At 36.6% G+C, this 17,483-nt stretch carries 13 protein-coding genes and 1 pseudogene; 9 read left to right on the forward strand and 5 right to left on the reverse strand.

The annotated features are described in order from the left end of the window. Positions 1–6: 6 nt before the first annotated feature. Complete coding sequence (locus F6K06_RS06575; protein ID WP_124146686.1) at positions 7–183, forward strand: IS1 family transposase; 177 nt, start codon at positions 7–9, stop codon at positions 181–183. Between the two features lie 277 nt (positions 184–460). Next, positions 461–973: pseudogene (locus F6K06_RS06580) on the forward strand (IS1 family transposase); the annotation flags it as partial. A 16-nt stretch (positions 974–989) separates the two neighbouring features. Here F6K06_RS06580 and F6K06_RS06585 read toward each other — a convergent pair. Next, complete coding sequence (locus F6K06_RS06585) at positions 990–1,151, reverse strand: hypothetical protein (protein ID WP_161564662.1); 162 nt, start codon at positions 1,149–1,151, stop codon at positions 990–992. A gap of 553 nt (positions 1,152–1,704) precedes the next feature. Here F6K06_RS06585 and metH point away from each other — a divergent pair. The 4 genes from metH to F6K06_RS06605 all read left to right on the forward strand — a co-directional run bounded on the left by metH (position 1,705) and on the right by F6K06_RS06605 (position 8,612). Further along, complete coding sequence (gene metH, locus F6K06_RS06590; RefSeq protein ID WP_124146684.1) at positions 1,705–5,289, forward strand: methionine synthase; 3,585 nt, start codon at positions 1,705–1,707, stop codon at positions 5,287–5,289. 757 nt (positions 5,290–6,046) lie between these two features. Next, positions 6,047–6,388 carry a hypothetical protein gene (locus F6K06_RS06595; RefSeq protein ID WP_124146683.1) on the forward strand — a complete coding sequence of 114 codons (342 nt, stop codon included), beginning with the start codon at positions 6,047–6,049 and terminating at the stop codon, positions 6,386–6,388. A gap of 99 nt (positions 6,389–6,487) precedes the next feature. Further along, positions 6,488–7,492 carry a gamma-glutamylcyclotransferase family protein gene (locus F6K06_RS06600; RefSeq protein WP_287238667.1) on the forward strand — a complete coding sequence of 335 codons (1,005 nt, stop codon included), beginning with the start codon at positions 6,488–6,490 and terminating at the stop codon, positions 7,490–7,492. Between the two features lie 487 nt (positions 7,493–7,979). Then, complete coding sequence (locus F6K06_RS06605) at positions 7,980–8,612, forward strand: GUN4 domain-containing protein (protein WP_124146681.1); 633 nt, start codon at positions 7,980–7,982, stop codon at positions 8,610–8,612. Positions 8,613–8,790: 178 nt separating this feature from the next. Here F6K06_RS06605 and F6K06_RS06610 read toward each other — a convergent pair whose 3' ends face one another. From F6K06_RS06610 to F6K06_RS06625, 4 genes are all read right to left on the reverse strand, one after another. After that, complete coding sequence (locus tag F6K06_RS06610; RefSeq protein WP_287238671.1) at positions 8,791–9,774, reverse strand: zinc-binding dehydrogenase; 984 nt, start codon at positions 9,772–9,774, stop codon at positions 8,791–8,793. 9 nt (positions 9,775–9,783) lie between these two features. Further along, positions 9,784–10,782 (reverse strand): NAD(P)-dependent alcohol dehydrogenase, encoded by a 999-nt coding sequence (locus F6K06_RS06615; RefSeq protein ID WP_124146664.1) that lies wholly within the window; start codon positions 10,780–10,782, stop codon positions 9,784–9,786. A gap of 450 nt (positions 10,783–11,232) precedes the next feature. Next, positions 11,233–12,603: a bifunctional UDP-N-acetylglucosamine diphosphorylase/glucosamine-1-phosphate N-acetyltransferase GlmU gene (gene glmU / locus F6K06_RS06620; protein ID WP_124146663.1), complete on the reverse strand. Its 1,371-nt coding sequence runs from the start codon at positions 12,601–12,603 to the stop codon at positions 11,233–11,235. 862 nt (positions 12,604–13,465) lie between these two features. Next, positions 13,466–14,356, reverse strand: coding sequence for a tRNA (5-methylaminomethyl-2-thiouridine)(34)-methyltransferase MnmD (locus F6K06_RS06625; RefSeq protein ID WP_124146662.1), 891 nt, complete (start codon positions 14,354–14,356; stop codon positions 13,466–13,468). Between the two features lie 42 nt (positions 14,357–14,398). Here F6K06_RS06625 and F6K06_RS06630 point away from each other — a divergent pair, with 42 nt between their 5' ends. The 3 genes from F6K06_RS06630 (at position 14,399) to F6K06_RS06640 (ending at position 17,457) form a co-directional block, all read left to right on the forward strand. Further along, positions 14,399–15,814 (forward strand): hypothetical protein, encoded by a 1,416-nt coding sequence (locus F6K06_RS06630; RefSeq protein WP_124146661.1) that lies wholly within the window; start codon positions 14,399–14,401, stop codon positions 15,812–15,814. 247 nt (positions 15,815–16,061) lie between these two features. After that, positions 16,062–16,619 carry a hypothetical protein gene (locus tag F6K06_RS06635; RefSeq protein ID WP_124146660.1) on the forward strand — a complete coding sequence of 186 codons (558 nt, stop codon included), beginning with the start codon at positions 16,062–16,064 and terminating at the stop codon, positions 16,617–16,619. Positions 16,620–16,629: 10 nt separating this feature from the next. Continuing rightward, on the forward strand, positions 16,630–17,457 hold the full coding sequence (locus F6K06_RS06640) for a sulfurtransferase (RefSeq protein ID WP_124146659.1): 828 nt from the start codon (positions 16,630–16,632) through the stop codon (positions 17,455–17,457). Positions 17,458–17,483 lie beyond the last annotated feature (26 nt).

The following is a 17,483-nucleotide window of genomic DNA, read 5'->3' on the forward strand; positions in this document are numbered from 1 at the left end:
AAGTTTGTGGAGAGCAATTGTCCTGAGTGCCAGTCTACTAAAATCATTAAATATGGACATACCCACGATGGTAAACCTCGTTTCCGTTGTACTCATTGTGGGCGACAGTTTGTAGAAAATCCTACCCGAGGACCTATGGATGAAGCAACAAAAATCATGATTGATCAAATGTTGCTCTTATAGATTAGCATTGGCAGCGATCGCTCTGATTAATATCATGTTCGGACGGGTCAGTTATAAATAAAATTTAAGGACTGACAGTACCGACGGTATCAAATAAATACTGAAATTGTCTTTACTTTTCTCCAATATTTCCTCTTTTTCTCCAATATTTCCTCCTGACTCCTGAGTTCCCCTCCTGGGATGGGTTAGGGGTGGGTTGACTCCTGAGGACTCACAACATTTATTTATTTATAAGTATTCAACCGTTAGCGTAGCTCCCCCGGAGGGGGAACATGATATAACGGGTGTTTCAACAAAGTTGGTTGCAGATTTACCTTCACCAGAAGTATGACTTGGTTCCTCCACAGGTTGAGGTTAGTCACAAAAAATTGGCCAACAGACAATTCAAATGGATCAAATGTGGTGATTTGTTGGTGCAAAAAGTAATCAACAATGGATTTGGTTAGCAATGGATGTTGAAACTCGTGAAATTGTGGGAGCAGATATTGGCGATCGCTCTCAACAATCAGCTCAAAATCTTTGGCGCTGTTTGCCAGGGTTCTATGGTCAATGTGCAGTCTGCTACAGTGATTTTGGGGAAGCTTACGAGATCATACTACCATCAATGCGACATCAAGCTGTGGGCAAGGAGACTGGTAAAACAAGCGATATAGAAAGGTTTAACAATACCATGGGACAACAACGTATCGGACGGTTAGTACGAAAAACCTGATGGTTTTCTCAAAAATTAAGTAATCACATTGGAGCTATCTGGAATTTCATACATCACTATAATGCCACAATTTGTTAACCATTACTATGTAGGACTACCCAATTTTTTTACTAGCCAACCATTGATCGATATTATCTGCTCCTCGCTGCATTTCCAACAAAGCATTTTTTTTCAAATTATCCAGAATTAATTCACGGACAACTTGATAGCTATAAAAAGCAGCAATACTAACTACAAAAGTAGTACCTGCAACCAACAAACGTAACAGAAAACTACGAGTCGATTTCTTGTCTTGTAGATGATTTTTCCACCAAATATTTAACCTTTGACAAAGTTTTATTGTTGGTAGTTACTCTGTTCTAGTCATAGCTATTTTATTCTAGTTGATTGAATCAAATCATTAGTTTTTTTTTAAGCACCTTAATTCACTATAATTAATCAGCCTGATTTTTATTATACCAACTTGGTCTGCTCAAAAAGAATAACTTTGTAATGGTAATAGAAATAAATTCTTAATTCATCTATCATTTTTGATGATATATCATTCTCATTTTAAAATTATATTTATTGGTAATTATCCTATAACTACTAATAAAATTTTGATAGATATTAGGATATATAAGTCATCAGTCACTAAGTCATAACTTCAAATTTTTTGAAGTTAATTTGAATTATTATTTAACTGTAGACAATCTATGTTCTAATTGCGATAGCACCTCTTAAGATATATTATCATAAAGAAAATAAATTGCTCTTAAATTCTCAAAAGAGTAGTATAAAATTAATATCTAAAAACCAAAAACTTGATTATGAACAGCTCATTTTTGAATCGTCTCCATAGTCCAGAACGCCCAGTCATAGTCTTTGATGGGGCAATGGGTACTAACCTACAAGTCCAAAATCTGACTGCTGAAGACTTTGGCGGTGCAGAATATGAAGGTTGTAACGAATACCTTGTCCATACTAAGCCAGAAGCAGTTGCTACAGTCCACCGAGGGTTCTTAGCAGCAGGTGCTGATGTGGTTGAAACTGATACTTTTGGTGGTACAAAAATTGTATTGGCAGAATACGATTTAGCGGACAAAGCTTATTATTTGAATAAAACCGCAGCGGAGTTGGCAAAGTCTGTTACTGCGGAATTTTCTACCCCAGAAAAGCCTCGATTTGTTGCCGGGTCCATGGGACCAGGAACAAAATTACCTACCTTGGGACATATTGATTTTGACACCTTAAAAGATGGTTTTGCCGAACAAGCGGAAGGTCTTTGGGATGGGGGAGTAGATTTATTTCTTGTGGAAACTTGTCAGGATGTTTTACAGATAAAAGCTGCCCTAAATGGTATAGAAGAAACCTTTGCGAAAAAAGGTGAACGTCGCCCCATCATGGTGTCAATAACTATGGAAGCTTTTGGCACTATGTTAGTCGGTTCAGAAATTAATGCTGCTGTGACAATTTTAGAACCTTATTCTATTGATATTTTAGGATTAAATTGCGCTACTGGTCCTGATTTAATGAAGGAACATATTCGTTATTTGTCAGAAAATTCCCCTTTTGTTATTTCTTGTATTCCTAATGCTGGTTTACCAGAAAATATCGGCGGACAAGCTCACTACAGATTAACTCCTATAGAGTTGAAAATGGCATTAATGCACTTCGTTGAAGACCTGGGAGTGCAAGTTATCGGCGGTTGTTGTGGTACTCGTCCAGACCATATTAAAGCATTAGCTGAAATTACTGAAACTCTCACACCAAAAGAACGAGAATATAACTATATTCCATCAGCAGCTTCTATCTATTCTTCCGAAACTTACGAACAAGATAACTCCTTTTTAATTGTTGGGGAAAGACTGAATGCTAGTGGTTCTAAAAAATGTCGAACTTTACTCAATAATGAAGATTGGGATGGCTTAGTTGCCCTGGCAAAATCTCAGGTAAAAGAAGGGGCACATATTCTCGATGTTAACGTTGATTATGTGGGACGCGATGGGGTTAAAGATATGCACGAATTAGCATCTCGTTTAGTCACAAATGTTAATTTGCCTCTGATGTTAGACTCCACAGAATGGGAAAAAATGGAGGCGGGTTTAAAAGTTGCTGGCGGTAAATGTTTGCTCAATTCTACTAACTATGAAGATGGAGAACCTCGTTTTTTTAAAGTATTAGAATTGGCGAAAAAATATGGTGCTGGTGTGGTAGTTGGAACCATCGATGAGGATGGAATGGCGCGGACGGCTGATAAGAAATTTGAAATAGCAAAACGAGCTTATGATGCAGCAGTAGAATATGGGATTCCTGCCCATGAATTGTTCTTTGATACTTTAGCATTGCCAGTTTCTACAGGGATTGAAGAGGATAGGGAAAATGGAAAAGCTACTATTGAATCTATTAAAAGGATTCGGGAAGAATTACCAGGTTGTCATATAATGCTTGGGGTTTCTAACATTTCGTTTGGTTTAAATCCCGCTGCCAGACAAGTATTGAACTCGGTATTTTTGCATGAAGCAATGGCAGTAGGTTTGGATGGATCTATTGTTAGTGCGAGTAAGATTTTACCCATGTCAAAAATTGAACCAGAACATCAAGAAGTTTGTCGCAAACTAATATATGACCAACGGGAATTTGATGGGGATATTTGTACTTACGATCCTCTGGCTGAGTTAACAACAATGTTCCAGGGTAAAACAACTAAAAAAGACCGTTCTGCCACACAAAATTTACCAATTGAAGAACGTTTAAAACAACATATTATTGATGGAGAACGTATCGGTTTAGAAGATGCTTTAGCCAAAGCTTTAGAAACATATCCGCCCCTAGATATTATCAATGTCTATTTATTAGATGGCATGAAAGTAGTGGGAGAATTATTCGGTTCCGGACAAATGCAATTACCATTTGTATTGCAGTCTGCTCAAACTATGAAAGCAGCAGTTGCTTATCTACAACCTTTCATGGAAGCAGAAGAGTCAGGTGAGGATAATTCTAAGGGAACTTTCCTCATTGCAACTGTCAAAGGAGACGTTCACGATATTGGTAAAAATCTCGTAGATATCATTCTTTCCAACAACGGTTATCGGGTAATTAATTTAGGAATTAAACAACCAGTTGATAATATCATTGCTGCTTACCGCGAACATAATGCTGACTGCATCGCCATGAGTGGTTTATTGGTGAAGTCAACCGCATTTATGAAAGACAACTTGGAAACATTTAACGCAGAAGGTATTACCGTTCCCGTGATTTTAGGTGGTGCTGCTCTGACTCCGAAATTCGTCCATGAAGATTGCCAAAATACCTACAAAGGTAAAGTCGTTTATGGTAAAGATGCGTTTTCCGATTTGCATTTCATGGATAAGTTGATGCCAGCAAAATCAGAAAATCAGTGGGATGACATTAAAGGATTTTTAGGTGAGTTTGCCGAAGAAAACGGTAACGGTAATGGCAATGGTAAGGTTAATAGTAATGGTAATGGTAAAGCTGCTACTGCTAAGTCTGAAGAAAAAGAGGAAACTAAACCTGCTGCTCCAGTCGTAATAGATACACGACGTTCCGATGATGTAGCAGTAGATATCCCTCGCCCCACTCCTCCATTCTGGGGAACAAAGTTATTGCAACCAGAAGATATGCCATTTGAGGAATTATTCTGGTATTTAGATTTGCAAGCGTTGATGGCAGGGCAATGGCAATTCCGTAAACCCCAAGGTCAACCACGGGAAGAATATAATGAGTTTTTAGCAGAAAAGGTTTATCCGATTCTGGAAACTTGGAAATCACGGGTAGTTAATGAGAAGTTGCTGTATCCCCAAGCAATTTATGGTTACTTCCCTTGTCAAGCAGAAGGAAATACACTTTTCATTTACGACTCCGACGAAATGAATAAGACTGGTAAAGCAACAACAGTTGTGAACAGTTTTGAATTTCCTCGGCAAAAGTCAGGACGACGGTTGTGTATTGCTGACTTCTTTGCTCCCAAGGACTCCGGAATTATTGATGTGTTCCCGATGCACGCTGTAACAGTAGGAGAAATAGCCACTGAATTTGCACAGAAGTTGTTTGCTGCCGATGAGTATACAAATTATTTGTATTTCCACGGTATGGCGGTACAAACTGCGGAAGCAATGGCAGAATGGTTACACGCTCGTATTCGTCGGGAGTTAGGTTTCGGTGCAGAGGATGCAGATAATATCAGGGATCTTCTGAAACAGCGTTATCAAGGATCACGTTATAGTTTCGGTTATCCCGCTTGTCCGAATATGCAGGATCAGTATAAGCAGTTAGACTTGTTGGATGTGAAAAGGATTGATATGTATATGGATGAGAGCGAGCAGTTGTATCCAGAACAGTCTACGACAGCGATTATTACTTATCATCCAGTGGCGAAATATTTTAGTGCGTAGGTAGAGAAGAAGGAGTCAGGAGTCAGGAGACAGGAGTCAGGAGGGAAGAGGAGGAAGTAGTAGAGTAGTAGTGGCACGTCAAGCTTAAAATGGTGGAATAGATTTTTGACTAAAAGCTTTGAAAAATCAGGATCGTACCATTTTCCCAAAGTAACATTTAAGGCTTGACACGGCAGTAGGGTGTGTTACACTTCGTTAACGCACCGTCAAATCTATAAACTTTTTGGTGGGTTACGCTGACGCTAACCCACCCTACTGGACCGACACAGCTAAAATGGTGCATTAGAAAATGGGGGGATGGGGTGATGGGGCGATGGGGTGATGGGGTGATTATGAAAAAAGCTAATGCACACTTTTAGCTGTGTCAGTCTACTACCCGCTTCTTCATTTACTAGAATAATCAACCTATTGGTAACATTGTTTGACAGAAAATATATGCAAAAAATTAAAATTAAGCTAGTTACTCTCGGAAGCTTAAAATACCCAGTTTATTTTCAGTTTATAAAAAAGTGGAAATCAAAAATTTTTAGCGCTGAACATCTCGATCAAATACAGATTTTACCAGAAATGGACGGTGAAAATTGGTCGTATACTGACAAATTGCTTGCAAATTTAATTTAAGTCAGATAAAAATTACGACTTTACAGTTGGTATTATCAACTATCGTTTAGAAAAGAATTACTATGTTAGAAGAGTAGGAAAAGATTTATGTATACTTTCGTTATATGAAACAGCAGAAATTATTCGTGATGCAAATTTGACTATTGAAAATTTTATCATCCGTAATCTTTATGAATTCTGCTCAATTTACTTAGAATATGCTAGAGATGCTTCTTTAGTTGAATATAGTGTAGCTCACGATGAAACTCGCAGTTGCTTATTTGATATGTGTGGAAACAAAGCTGATACGGAGTTCGATCACTGTATTCTCAAATCACATAGTAAAAATCGCTCAAAACACTCTCCAGTTAAGCATCAGAGTCGATTGTATACAGTAACGGGTAGTGAAAAAATCGCTCTTACTACTTTGGCTTGGGCATTCTGCGATTTTTCTTGGGGGGAAGTTCAGTTTTACCCCAATCACCAAGGGTGTCCTTAAATAATAAATCTTGGTCATTTGTCAAAAAAATTAGATGCGTTTGCCCAGGGCGATACAACTACAATAACATAATACTATTTAGTCACGAATCGAGGTTATATGCCATCCAATGCAGAACAATTGTTCAGCTCTATTTCTAATGTAAAATACTTTGCTTATGGCTCCAACTTATCTAAATCATTACTAGAATTCAAATTAGCATCAAATCTTCAAACAAAGGATAAATACAATACAGAACCTAATTCACTGATTTTACATTCTCAACCAGCTATATTAAAAAATTTTGAATTTAAATTTAATTTATATGTGCCGACGAATAATGTCGATCCAAGTTACGCTAATTTAGTTTATCAAAAAAATTCTATTGTACATGGTTGTTTGTATGAAATGTCACCAGAATGTAAAGCAGTAATTGATGGATTAGAAGGTAAAGGTCAAGTATATCAAGAAGAAATTGTACAAGTTTTGCCTTATGGTTCAAATACTACTATTAATGCTCTAACATATATAGCTTATAGAGAAAAAATTCAATTCCCAGGTCTGACAATTAAAGAGGGTATACCGCCTTCTAAAAGATATTTAAATACTCTAATTTATGGTGCTAAAGAATGTAATTTAGATTCTGAGTGGATCGAATATTTAAAAAATCAAAAAGTTGCAACAATGCCTTTAATTAAATTATCAAATGAAGAGCTGAAAAAGATTAAGGAAAAAATTTATACTCCTCAAGATTTAAAACTTAAAAATTTACCATTAGACCAAGCTTTTAATGAAAAGGGAGAACTGATCAGACATATTATTAGCAGTATTTGTGGGTTAGTATTTATGTGTAATCCGAATCAAGGATTTGCCATTGGAGCAAGGGCATGGATTAAACAAATATTAGGAAGAGATATGACTGTATTTTATGCAAGAAGATGTTTGCGAAATGAAGGTGTTTCATTATATGAAACGGAACAAGATATATTGTTGGCAGATCGAGATTGTCTAGATTATGTTATCGCAAATGCGTGTAATTTATTGAGGCAATCAAGAATAGAAGGAGAGGGTGTATTTTTACTTGGTAGGACAACTAATTTTCATTTGTGGAAAGATTATTTGTAAGCTATCAGCTATTGCTTTGCAGGAGGTAAAAGCGATTGATAAATTGAGGCCAAGTTCAACTTGATGTTGCTGAAACGCCTTAAACTTTACTATTAATAGCTGAATCGTTACGATTATTTGACTTCAAGAAGTTAGTCAAATTTAAAAATGTATGATAATGTTTATCGTAACTTAGTCCTTCTCCGAGATAGAGGTGGATTTTAGCCTAAATATTTAGCAGTTGGTTGCTAATTCCAATATATTTTCTATAAAATTTTAATTAAATAGGATTACTTATACAGCGTATTTTAGGTTTATGAGGTAAACTGACAACAATTTTACAGCACTTTTTAAGATGGTGAGGTACAGTTCAATATTAATCTCTATCTTCTCTTTCCTCTTCCCTACTCTCTACTCCCTACTTCCAAGATGTACCTCATCCACTAGAAAATTGTTGTATTTTTAATAAATTCTAGAACATGATGATAAATAATTTGGAGGTTAATTTATGATTAAGTATAAATTCAAAAATTTAATTGTTTTTTTATTGATTATTTTGGCAGCATTTCCATCATTAGCAAATTCTAATAATCTAGAAATATTAACCCACAATAAATCAGATATTTCTCAATCTCAAATTATTACTTCACCAGAGCCAGAGAATTCTCCTTATTCTAAGTTAGAAAATTTATTAGCAGATAATAAATGGCAAGAAGCAGACGAAGAAACATACGATCTGATTTTAACTTTAACTCAAAGAAAGAGAGGAGGAGGTATCAATACAAGAGCAATAAAAGAAAAAATTTCTTGTGAAGAAATCAGTAATATAGACCGACTCTGGCGGAAGTATTCTGAAGATAAATTTGGTCTTAGTATTCAAGTATCAATTTACTTAGAAACTGGCAATAATTTGGAAGCATACGACCCACAAAGTTACCAACTATTCGGCGATCAATTAGGTTGGAGAAAATCCAGAAAATGGAAAAAATATGAGCAGTTAAATTTTTCAGAAAATGCTCCTAAAGGTCATTTGCCAATAGCTTTAAGAGAGCTAGATGCTACTGTGAATATCCCAGAATTTATGATTACTAAACGTTTGCGTCGGATATTATATTCTAAGGTTCAAGAATGTAATCTCTAAGGAGTCAGGAGTCAGGAGTCAGGAGGGAAGAAAGAAGAAGAAAGAGCAGGAGGAGGAAAAGGAGAAAGTTTTTTGTTTGGTGGCGCACAACTGCCTTAACGTGTAAAGGGAACGGAGTTCTATGGCGCTATTATCCGGATATGATATTACAAAGACATTGTCTTTTCTCCAATACACTTTATCCCTCAACTTTAGCAACTATTTTACCTCGGACATGACGACCTTTTAAACGATTTAATGCTTCTGGTATTTCCTCTAAACTAATTACTTCTGTCAACATTGAATCAACTTTTTTTTGTCTGACTAATTCCCCCATTTCTCTTGCCATTTTTCCTAAATCTTTAATTGCTTTTTTATCCCCAGATAAATAAGCACCTCCCAAAGCAACTTCATGGATAGAAGCAGCAATACTAAAAAGTTTAAACTTACTAAAATCAGGCAACCCGGCAATACAAGCAATTCCACCATTAAATGCCAACATTTCAAAACCTTTTGTTGCAGTTTCTGAACTAACCGTATCTAAAATTGCATCAACACCACGTCCTTTAGTAATTTCTTTCACCCTAACAACTACATCCTCATTTTTATAGTCAATTAAATGCTTTGCTCCCAACTTTTGCACATAATCAAAATTATTCTGAGAACAAGTTGTAATTACCTCCAATCCAGCTAACACTGACAACTGTACCCCAAAACCACCAACCCCACCAGCACCACCATGAATTAAAATAGTTTGCTCTGACTGAATGTGCAAGCGTCGATGCAAAGCTTGGTAAGCAGTCAAACCCGCACAAGGAATAGCAGCAGCTTCAGTAAAAGAAACACCTTCTGGAAGTGGAGCAACTGCTATGGCGGTAGCGTTAGTATATTCTGCATAACCTCCGGGTTTAGACAAATTTCCATGATAATAAACTCGATCTCCAACTTGCCAGTCAGTCACATCAGCACCGACAGCATCCACAACTCCCGCCACATCTAACCCTAAAATAAATGGATAACTCCACCTTGACGACCCAGAAGCAGCTACTTTGTAGTCAACAGGATTTAATCCTACTGCATGAACTTTTACCCGTATTTCTCCTGCTTTTGGTTGTGGTAAAGGCATTTCGGCCATAAGTAAACTATCGGGAGTTCCTGGTTTATCCAATACTAATGCTTTCATTTTTATCTCCTAAAGTTGAATTGTAATTTTGCCAAAATGGGAACCTGTTTCCATATAACTTAGTGCTTCTGGAGCTGACTCAAATGGAAAGACGCGATCGCATACAGGATGTAATTTATTCACATCTATGGCCTTATTCATTGCCTCAAACATCTGGCGCGAACCGACAAAAATTCCTTGTATCCGGACTCCTTTCATCACTGCGGGTAAAGGATTAAATTCTGCTTGCGCTCCTGCTAATACACCTATTAAACTAATTTGCCCTCCCATTTTGACTGCTTTTAAAGACTTACTCAAAGTATTTGCTCCACCAACTTCCACAATATAATCAACTCCCACTCCCTCAGTTAACGCCAACACCTGTTTTTCCCACTTCGTTACAGACTTATAATTAATGACATCAGATGCACCTAACTGCTTCACCCTCTCCAACTTTTCATCACTACTGGAAGTTGCAATGACTCGCGCTCCTGCCATAACTGCAAACTGTAAAGCAAACAAAGAAACTCCACCTGTTCCCATAACTAACACTGTTTCCCCTGGTTTTAAACCTGCTTCCATTAAAGCGTGCCAAGCTGTTACTGCAGCACAAGGTAAAGTAGCTGCTTCTGTATCAGATAAGTGAGACGGAATACTTACTAAACCATCTTCAGACAACACCAAATATTCTGCCAACATTCCGTCAACTTCACCACCCAAAGCTGACTTAAATGCCTCCTTAGTTAAATTACCCGATCGCCATTTCTGCATAAAAATACTCGCAACTCTGTCTCCAGGTTTAAATTTAGTGACACCTTCTCCTATTGACACAACTTCTCCTGCTCCATCGGAACATGGAATAACAGGTAAATTTAGATGGGGGTTGTAAAGACCTTTAACCATTAAAATATCTCGATAGTTAAGGGAGACAGCTTTAACTTTCACTAAAACTTCTCCAAATTTTGGTTGTGGTTGTGGTCTTTCAGTACAGACTAAATTACCAAATTCCTGAATTTCAAAAGCTTTCATAATTAGTTATCAGTTATCAGTTATCAGTTATCAGCAAAATTTGTAGGGTGCGTTAGACGGCTAAAATTTAGACTATGAAAGCCATTTAACAGTCTGTCGTAACGCACCATTGAATATGTGTCAGTCTACTACTGGACTCCTGAACCGTATTGCATTTATAAATGGTGCGTTAATGAAATGTAACGCACCCTACTGGACTCCTTTTTCAAAATTCTCTCTAACCATCTTCCCTACTACCCTACTCTCCTAATAGTTAAGTTGTATAATCTCTGTACCTCTAAATTTTGGTTTAGAATAATCGATGGTTCTTGAGCTACGTCAATAATCAGTAACCTAGTAAACAGGCGTTGATTTTTATATTTTTGAAGAACCAGGAATAGCAATTGATCAATTGACTTTATCCAAGCATTCATTAGGGGGATAGTAATCTTTCAACTCACCTGAGTACAGTTACTGCTTTAACCGCCAACCTTTTCTCGTAAGTTGTCGAGAGCGAGCAATAACCAAACTATCATCCTCCACATTCTTTGTTACTACCGAACCTGCCGCCACCGTCACATCTTCCCCCAAAGTCACAGGAGCAACCAATACACTATTTGCACCAGTCTTAGAGCGATCGCCAATTTCGGTATGATGTTTTTTCACTCCATCATAGTTAGCAATAATTGTACCTGCACCAACATTTACCTTTTCTCCCAAGGTCGCATCCCCTAAATAAGATAAATGAGCTGCATTAGTGCGATCGCCCACCTGAGCTTTTTTCAATTCTACGAAATTACCAATTCGACAGCGAGAACCCACTTGAGAATCTCCTCGTAGATGTGCATAAGGGCCAATACTAGTATGATCTGCCACCGCACTATCAGAAATCACCGAATACAAAATCGATACATTTTTACCGATCTGACTATTTTCAATCAAACTTCCTGGCCCAACACGACTACCAGCACCAATGGTACTTCTACCCCGAATATGAGTTTGTGGTTCAATAATCACATCCCGTTGTAACAAAACTGTATCATCAATAGTGATACTATCGGGGTCTATCAAAGTTACTCCAGCGCTCATCCAATCATCTTTAACCCGCGTTTGCAAAATATCATAAGCTGTAGCCAAGTGTTTACGGTCGTTAATACCAACAATTTCTTGATAGTCATTCACATCAACTGCCATAACAGGGCTGAGAAAATTAACTGTATCTGTTATGTAGTACTCTTGTTGGTCATTATTTGTGGTAAGTCTTGGTAAAATCTCTGCTAAAGCTGGCCATCTAAAACAGTAGACTCCGGCATTTACTCGGTGGTTTTGTTTCTGAGCTGCCGTACAGTCTCGGTCTTCTACTATTTGTGTAACGATGTTATTTGTATCACAGAATATTCTACCGTAACCTTTGGGATTAGGCAGATTCGCAGTCAAGATGGTGGCTGAATTTTGATTTTCTTTGTGAGTGTCAATTAAATTCTTCAGAGTTTCTGGCCGTAATAATGGTACATCCCCATTTAAAACCAGAAGGTCTTCAGAAAATCCTTCAAGACTGGGTAATAACTGTTGAACGGCATGACCAGTCCCTAATTGTTCCCTTTGCTCTACAAATTCCGGGGTGGGTAAGTTATCGTCTTGATTCTCAGTATTAAGAAGAGACTCTTGTACAAGGTCTCCACGATAACCAACTATAATAATTATTCTCGATGGTTGAATAGAAACACAACTTTTCAAGACCCGTTCTACTAAGGTACAAGAACCTAACTGGTGTAATACCTTAGGTAGGTCAGATTTCATTCTGGTGCCACGTCCAGCCGCTAAAATTGCTACCGCTACCATGATTTTTGAGATTATTTTCTTATTGAATAAGAAACGTTATATTAGCGAATCTATAATATTTATCCTCTCATATATGGCAGTCCTCGAGGTGGTTGTTTAGAAAAAGTGGGAGATAGGGAGTAGGGCAGTAGGAGAGTAGGGGAGATTGAGAAAGATTTGGCAATGGCGCTCAGATTGAACATTTTTTTGATACCGACATTAAGCGGATATGATATAAAAAGCAGATAATATAAGACTTTTAGCTATTGGGTAGTCTCTGCAATTTGTAAATATACCCCTCAAGCACTGCTTTTTTTTCATAAAATCTCACTTTTGACTTTTAGCTATTGGGTAGTCCCTGCAATTTGTAAATATACCCCTCAAGCACTGCTTTTTTTTCATAAAATCTCACTTTTGACTTTTGACTTTTGACTTTTGACTTCTACGGTGCTTTAATGGAACATTTTTTAGCGGATATGATATAAAAAGCAGATAATATAAGACTTTTAGCTATTGGGTAGTCTCTGCAATTTGTAAATATACCCCTCAAGCACTGCTAAGTGCTTAAGCAAAATTAATTACCTAATTTTATTCTCTGTAATTTTTACAGCATCAGCTTTTTAGCTTTAGAGTATGTTTCATTAATTTTGCATGACTACTTATACTAGACAGTGCAAAGTTCTGGGAATAACTATTGCTAGTCAAGGGTTTCACGGACTCAAGGTTAAAAATTCTCCATTCACAACAGTAGGTGCTGTAAACCTTTCCCAGTAACACTTTCAATCTTGATAGCCAACTGTTTTTTAGCAGAACTTTGTACTCTCCAGTACTTATAGTTTCATAGTTTCATATATCCTCACTTTTGACTTTTGACTTTTGACTTTTAAATTTGAACTCCTGACTCCTGACTCCTGACTCCTGACTCCTTCTTCAACAACCAACGTTTTTTCCAATGAGATGTAGGTTCTAGGGAAGATTTTTGTTGTTCTAACTGGCGACGATGCATAATAATTTCCGCCGAGTCTGATAAGTGGGGGTCTCGGTAGGGAATACTAGCGCGAGTTAGTAAATGTTCTTTTTCTTTTTCGGACAGTGGGGGTAAATATTCTTCAGTAAAACTGGCCACTGTTCCTGGCGATCGCCTACCTACTGGTGCAGTAGAACCAATTTTCAAATGAGCTTCTAGTAATGCTTTTCTGACTGCTGCAGAGCAGGAAAAAGTAGCTAGATAACCATCAGGTTTGAGAAAGCTACCTACTAAGCGCAAAAATTCTACGGTCCAAAGTTGAGGACAACTGGGTGGAGAAAAAGGGTCGAGAAATATAGCATCAGCTTGGAAACCGGAGTTATTTAGTTCTTGAATAGTTCTTCTAGCGTCCCCGATGGGCAGTTTGGCTTGAATTTTTTCTGTTTGTAATTGATGGGTATTAGCTAGAGTAGCTAATAATTCTGGCACAGGGTCAGGCCAATTATCTAGAAGACCTGTAGCGATCGCTGCTTTTGGCACCTCTGGGTCTAATTCTAGACCCACCAATTGAACTTGACAACCAGGATTAATTTTCCAGATGGCTGCTAAAGCAGAAGCAGTGTTATATCCTAGTCCATAACAAACGTCAAGTAGGCACACCACGGGTTGATGTATTCTAGATAATAGTTGAACTGGGTAAACAAACTTAAATTCTGCTTCTTGTTGAGCGCCAAAATGAGAGTGAAAAGTTTCACCAAATTCGGGTGAAAAAAAAGTAAAAGAGCCATCTGCTGTTGGTTGTGGCATGAATTTGTGATTGATCAATTTTTCCTCTGAAATAGTTATCTAATGAATAAACAGAAAAAATTATACTTACCTCCTTGGTTTCCTTATCCTAGTTCTTGGTTAAAGGCTTTAATTATGGTTTATTTTATAACTATTTTAGTTGCCATAATTAAGGATTTAAAACTGGGAATATATTGTTGGCAAAAACTAGGGGGAAGTTTAGAGTTATTCATTTGTTTGAGTATTATTTTTCTGTTTTTTTTGATTCCTGTTTTTGCTTTTTTGCATCATTACTTTATTTTAATTTTTCATATTTTTAGGAAAATTTTACATCGAAGTTATCGGTATAATTTTTTCTTATTCCCGCCAATTACAAGTTGGTGGAAAGCTTTATATAGTTGGTTGATAATTATTATTAGTACCCTGGCAGCAACTTTAATATATACATTGATTTTGCCTTGGTTTAACCTAAATTATCAAGTTGCCATTTTAGAAAAAAGTCAATTTTTATATCCTGAAACATCCATCGAAAAGTTACTTTTATTTATATTTATTAGTGTTTGGTTAATTGTAGCAGCTAAATTATATCAGTTTGAATTTTTATCTAAAAGTTTTTTGGTATTGAACAAAATATATAGTCCTACTCTACAAAAGACAAGTTTATCCAAACAACCTCAGATTAATTTGATTGAAGAAGGAAGAAGGAAGAAGAAAGAAGGAAGAAGCGGTGCGACCCCGCGTCGGCGACAGACGGAAAGGAATACCCATCAAGAGAGGAAAAAGTGGATGGGGACTCAAACCCCAAGCAATTGTAAACACCGTGTAGACGGCGGGGTATTTAAGCAAAAAGAAAAAGATAAAACAGAGAATGAATTGACAAAAACTAGCACCTATTCTGGAGTTAAAATCACAAATAAACCTCAATCAGTATTGGCGACAAAAAAAGTCAAGCCAGTTGATCAAAGAGAAAAAAGTAATTACTTACAAACCATCCAGAAAACAATCAAAAACAATATTTTGGTATTACTGATTATTCCTTTACTTACATTAGGTATATATGGATTTTATCAATGGCAATTAATGTCCGAAAAAACTGTAGTTATAGTTCCGGAAAACCCCTCACCAATAGCCAAAAAAGTAAACTCCGAAAACCTAGAAATTGAAGAAGTCAAAACTCAACCTACACCTGTATATTCCCCAATAAAAAAATCTTCACCTATCCCAAAAACAACTATTGTATTACCGCCACCAGACCCATTTAAACTTGCAGTTAATCGAGCTATAAATGCAGCAGAAATGGCTCAATCTGCCCAGACTAAAATAGAATGGGAAGCAGTAGCAAGTCAGTGGCAAGACGCAACAGAATTTATGAAAATAGTGCCAGCATCTCATCCTAAATATAAACAAGCTAGAAAAAAAGTCAAAGAATATCAAGGCTATGCTGACTATGCAATTAGAGTAGCGAAAATTAAAAAGTAAAGTAAGCATTCCACAGGAAATACTTACGAAGTAAATAAAAACAAATATAGCAATCAGGAATCAGATGTGAGAATTGAGATGTTTCTTAAAAGTATACGGTATAGCAGTTATCTTATTCATAAGATATTCATTTTTTTATTCTTCTCTTTTCCCTGTTCCCCGTTCCCTGTTCCCTAAAAATCTTCAATATCTTACAACTAAAATCATATTGCTATATTTGCAATTCATTATTCAGAGGTAATTAATTATGGTTCAATATAGATTTATCGAACTTGCTAAACAAGGAAATTCTAAATCCATTGCTACCCTATTAAATGGAACGTTACATCCTCAAGGTATTAATGCAAAAGTTAGTGCAGTAAATGGATGGTTACACATACTCCTAGAATCTGAAGAATTGCCAGAGAGAAGTTATATTGTAGATATAGTTAGACATCAATTAATAGAATTAGCTCCTGAATCAATTAAAAGAGTTAAATTACTAATTAAAAGATACAGGGATGATTATGCAATTTGGGGTCAGGAGTTTGATTTAACATTAAATTCCTCATCATGTTTAACTTGGCCTAATTTTGATGATAATCAACAATATAGATTTGATTCAAAGCCAAAAATTAATACTATCAAAAATAGAAGTTGGAATCATCTCAAAATTAGTAAGATAACTCTAGGGATAGTTGTGGTAATCTTATTCATGGCAGTAGTTGTTTTTATCAGTAAAATGTTAGTGAAGCGATCGCCACAAACAATCAATAGTTTTACCACCTATCCTCAACTATTATTATCAGAAGAAAACTTAATTTAACTTAGTAAATATGACTAATAAAAATATTCTTATTTCTCCTCAGTGGTTAGTAGACCATCTCAATGACCCAGACCTAATCATCATCGACTGTCGTTTTTCTTTAGCTGACCCAGAATTAGGCCAAAAACAATATCAAGCAGGTCATATCCCTGGTGCATTCTATCTAGACCTTAATCAGGACCTTTCCAGCGCAGTACAAAAACATGGCGGGCGTCACCCATTACCCGTTCCTGATAAACTTGGTCAAAAATTAGCAAGTATAGGTGTTAAATACCGAGAGACTCTAATTGTAGCTTATGATGATTCTCGCTTTGCCTTTGCTTCCCGTTTATGGTGGTTATTGACATACATGGGCCATGAAAAAGTTGCTCTTTTAGATGGCGGTTTTTCTGAGTGGCAAAAAAAATATCCAATTACTAATGAAATTTATGCCCCACAAACAGGTTTTTTTGAACCACAAATTCAATCAAAAATGGTAGTAGATATAGAAATAGTTAAAGCAAAAAAAGATTTGCCAGAAGTAGTATTAGTTGATTCGCGAGATAGCGATCGCTACTTAGGAAAACATGAACCTATTGACCCTATTGCTGGTCATATTCCAGGGGCGGTTAATTATCCTTGGAAACAAGTTACTGATGAAAATAGTCAGGCGAAAGTTTCGGAACAAGTTTCTCGCTGGGAAGAAGTAAAAAGTGCTGAGGAAGTTATGGTTTATTGTGGTTCTGGTGTGACTGCTTGTGTGAATTTATGGTCGTTAAAAATGGCGGGTATTAATACAGGAAAACTTTATGCAGGTAGTTGGAGTGATTGGTGTTCTTATTTAGTAGATAATAAGTAACTTCAGTTAACATTTATCAGTTATCA

This window comes from Okeania sp. SIO1H4 (genome assembly GCF_010672695.1).
Taxonomy (GTDB): Bacteria; Cyanobacteriota; Cyanobacteriia; order Cyanobacteriales; family Microcoleaceae; genus Okeania; species Okeania hirsuta.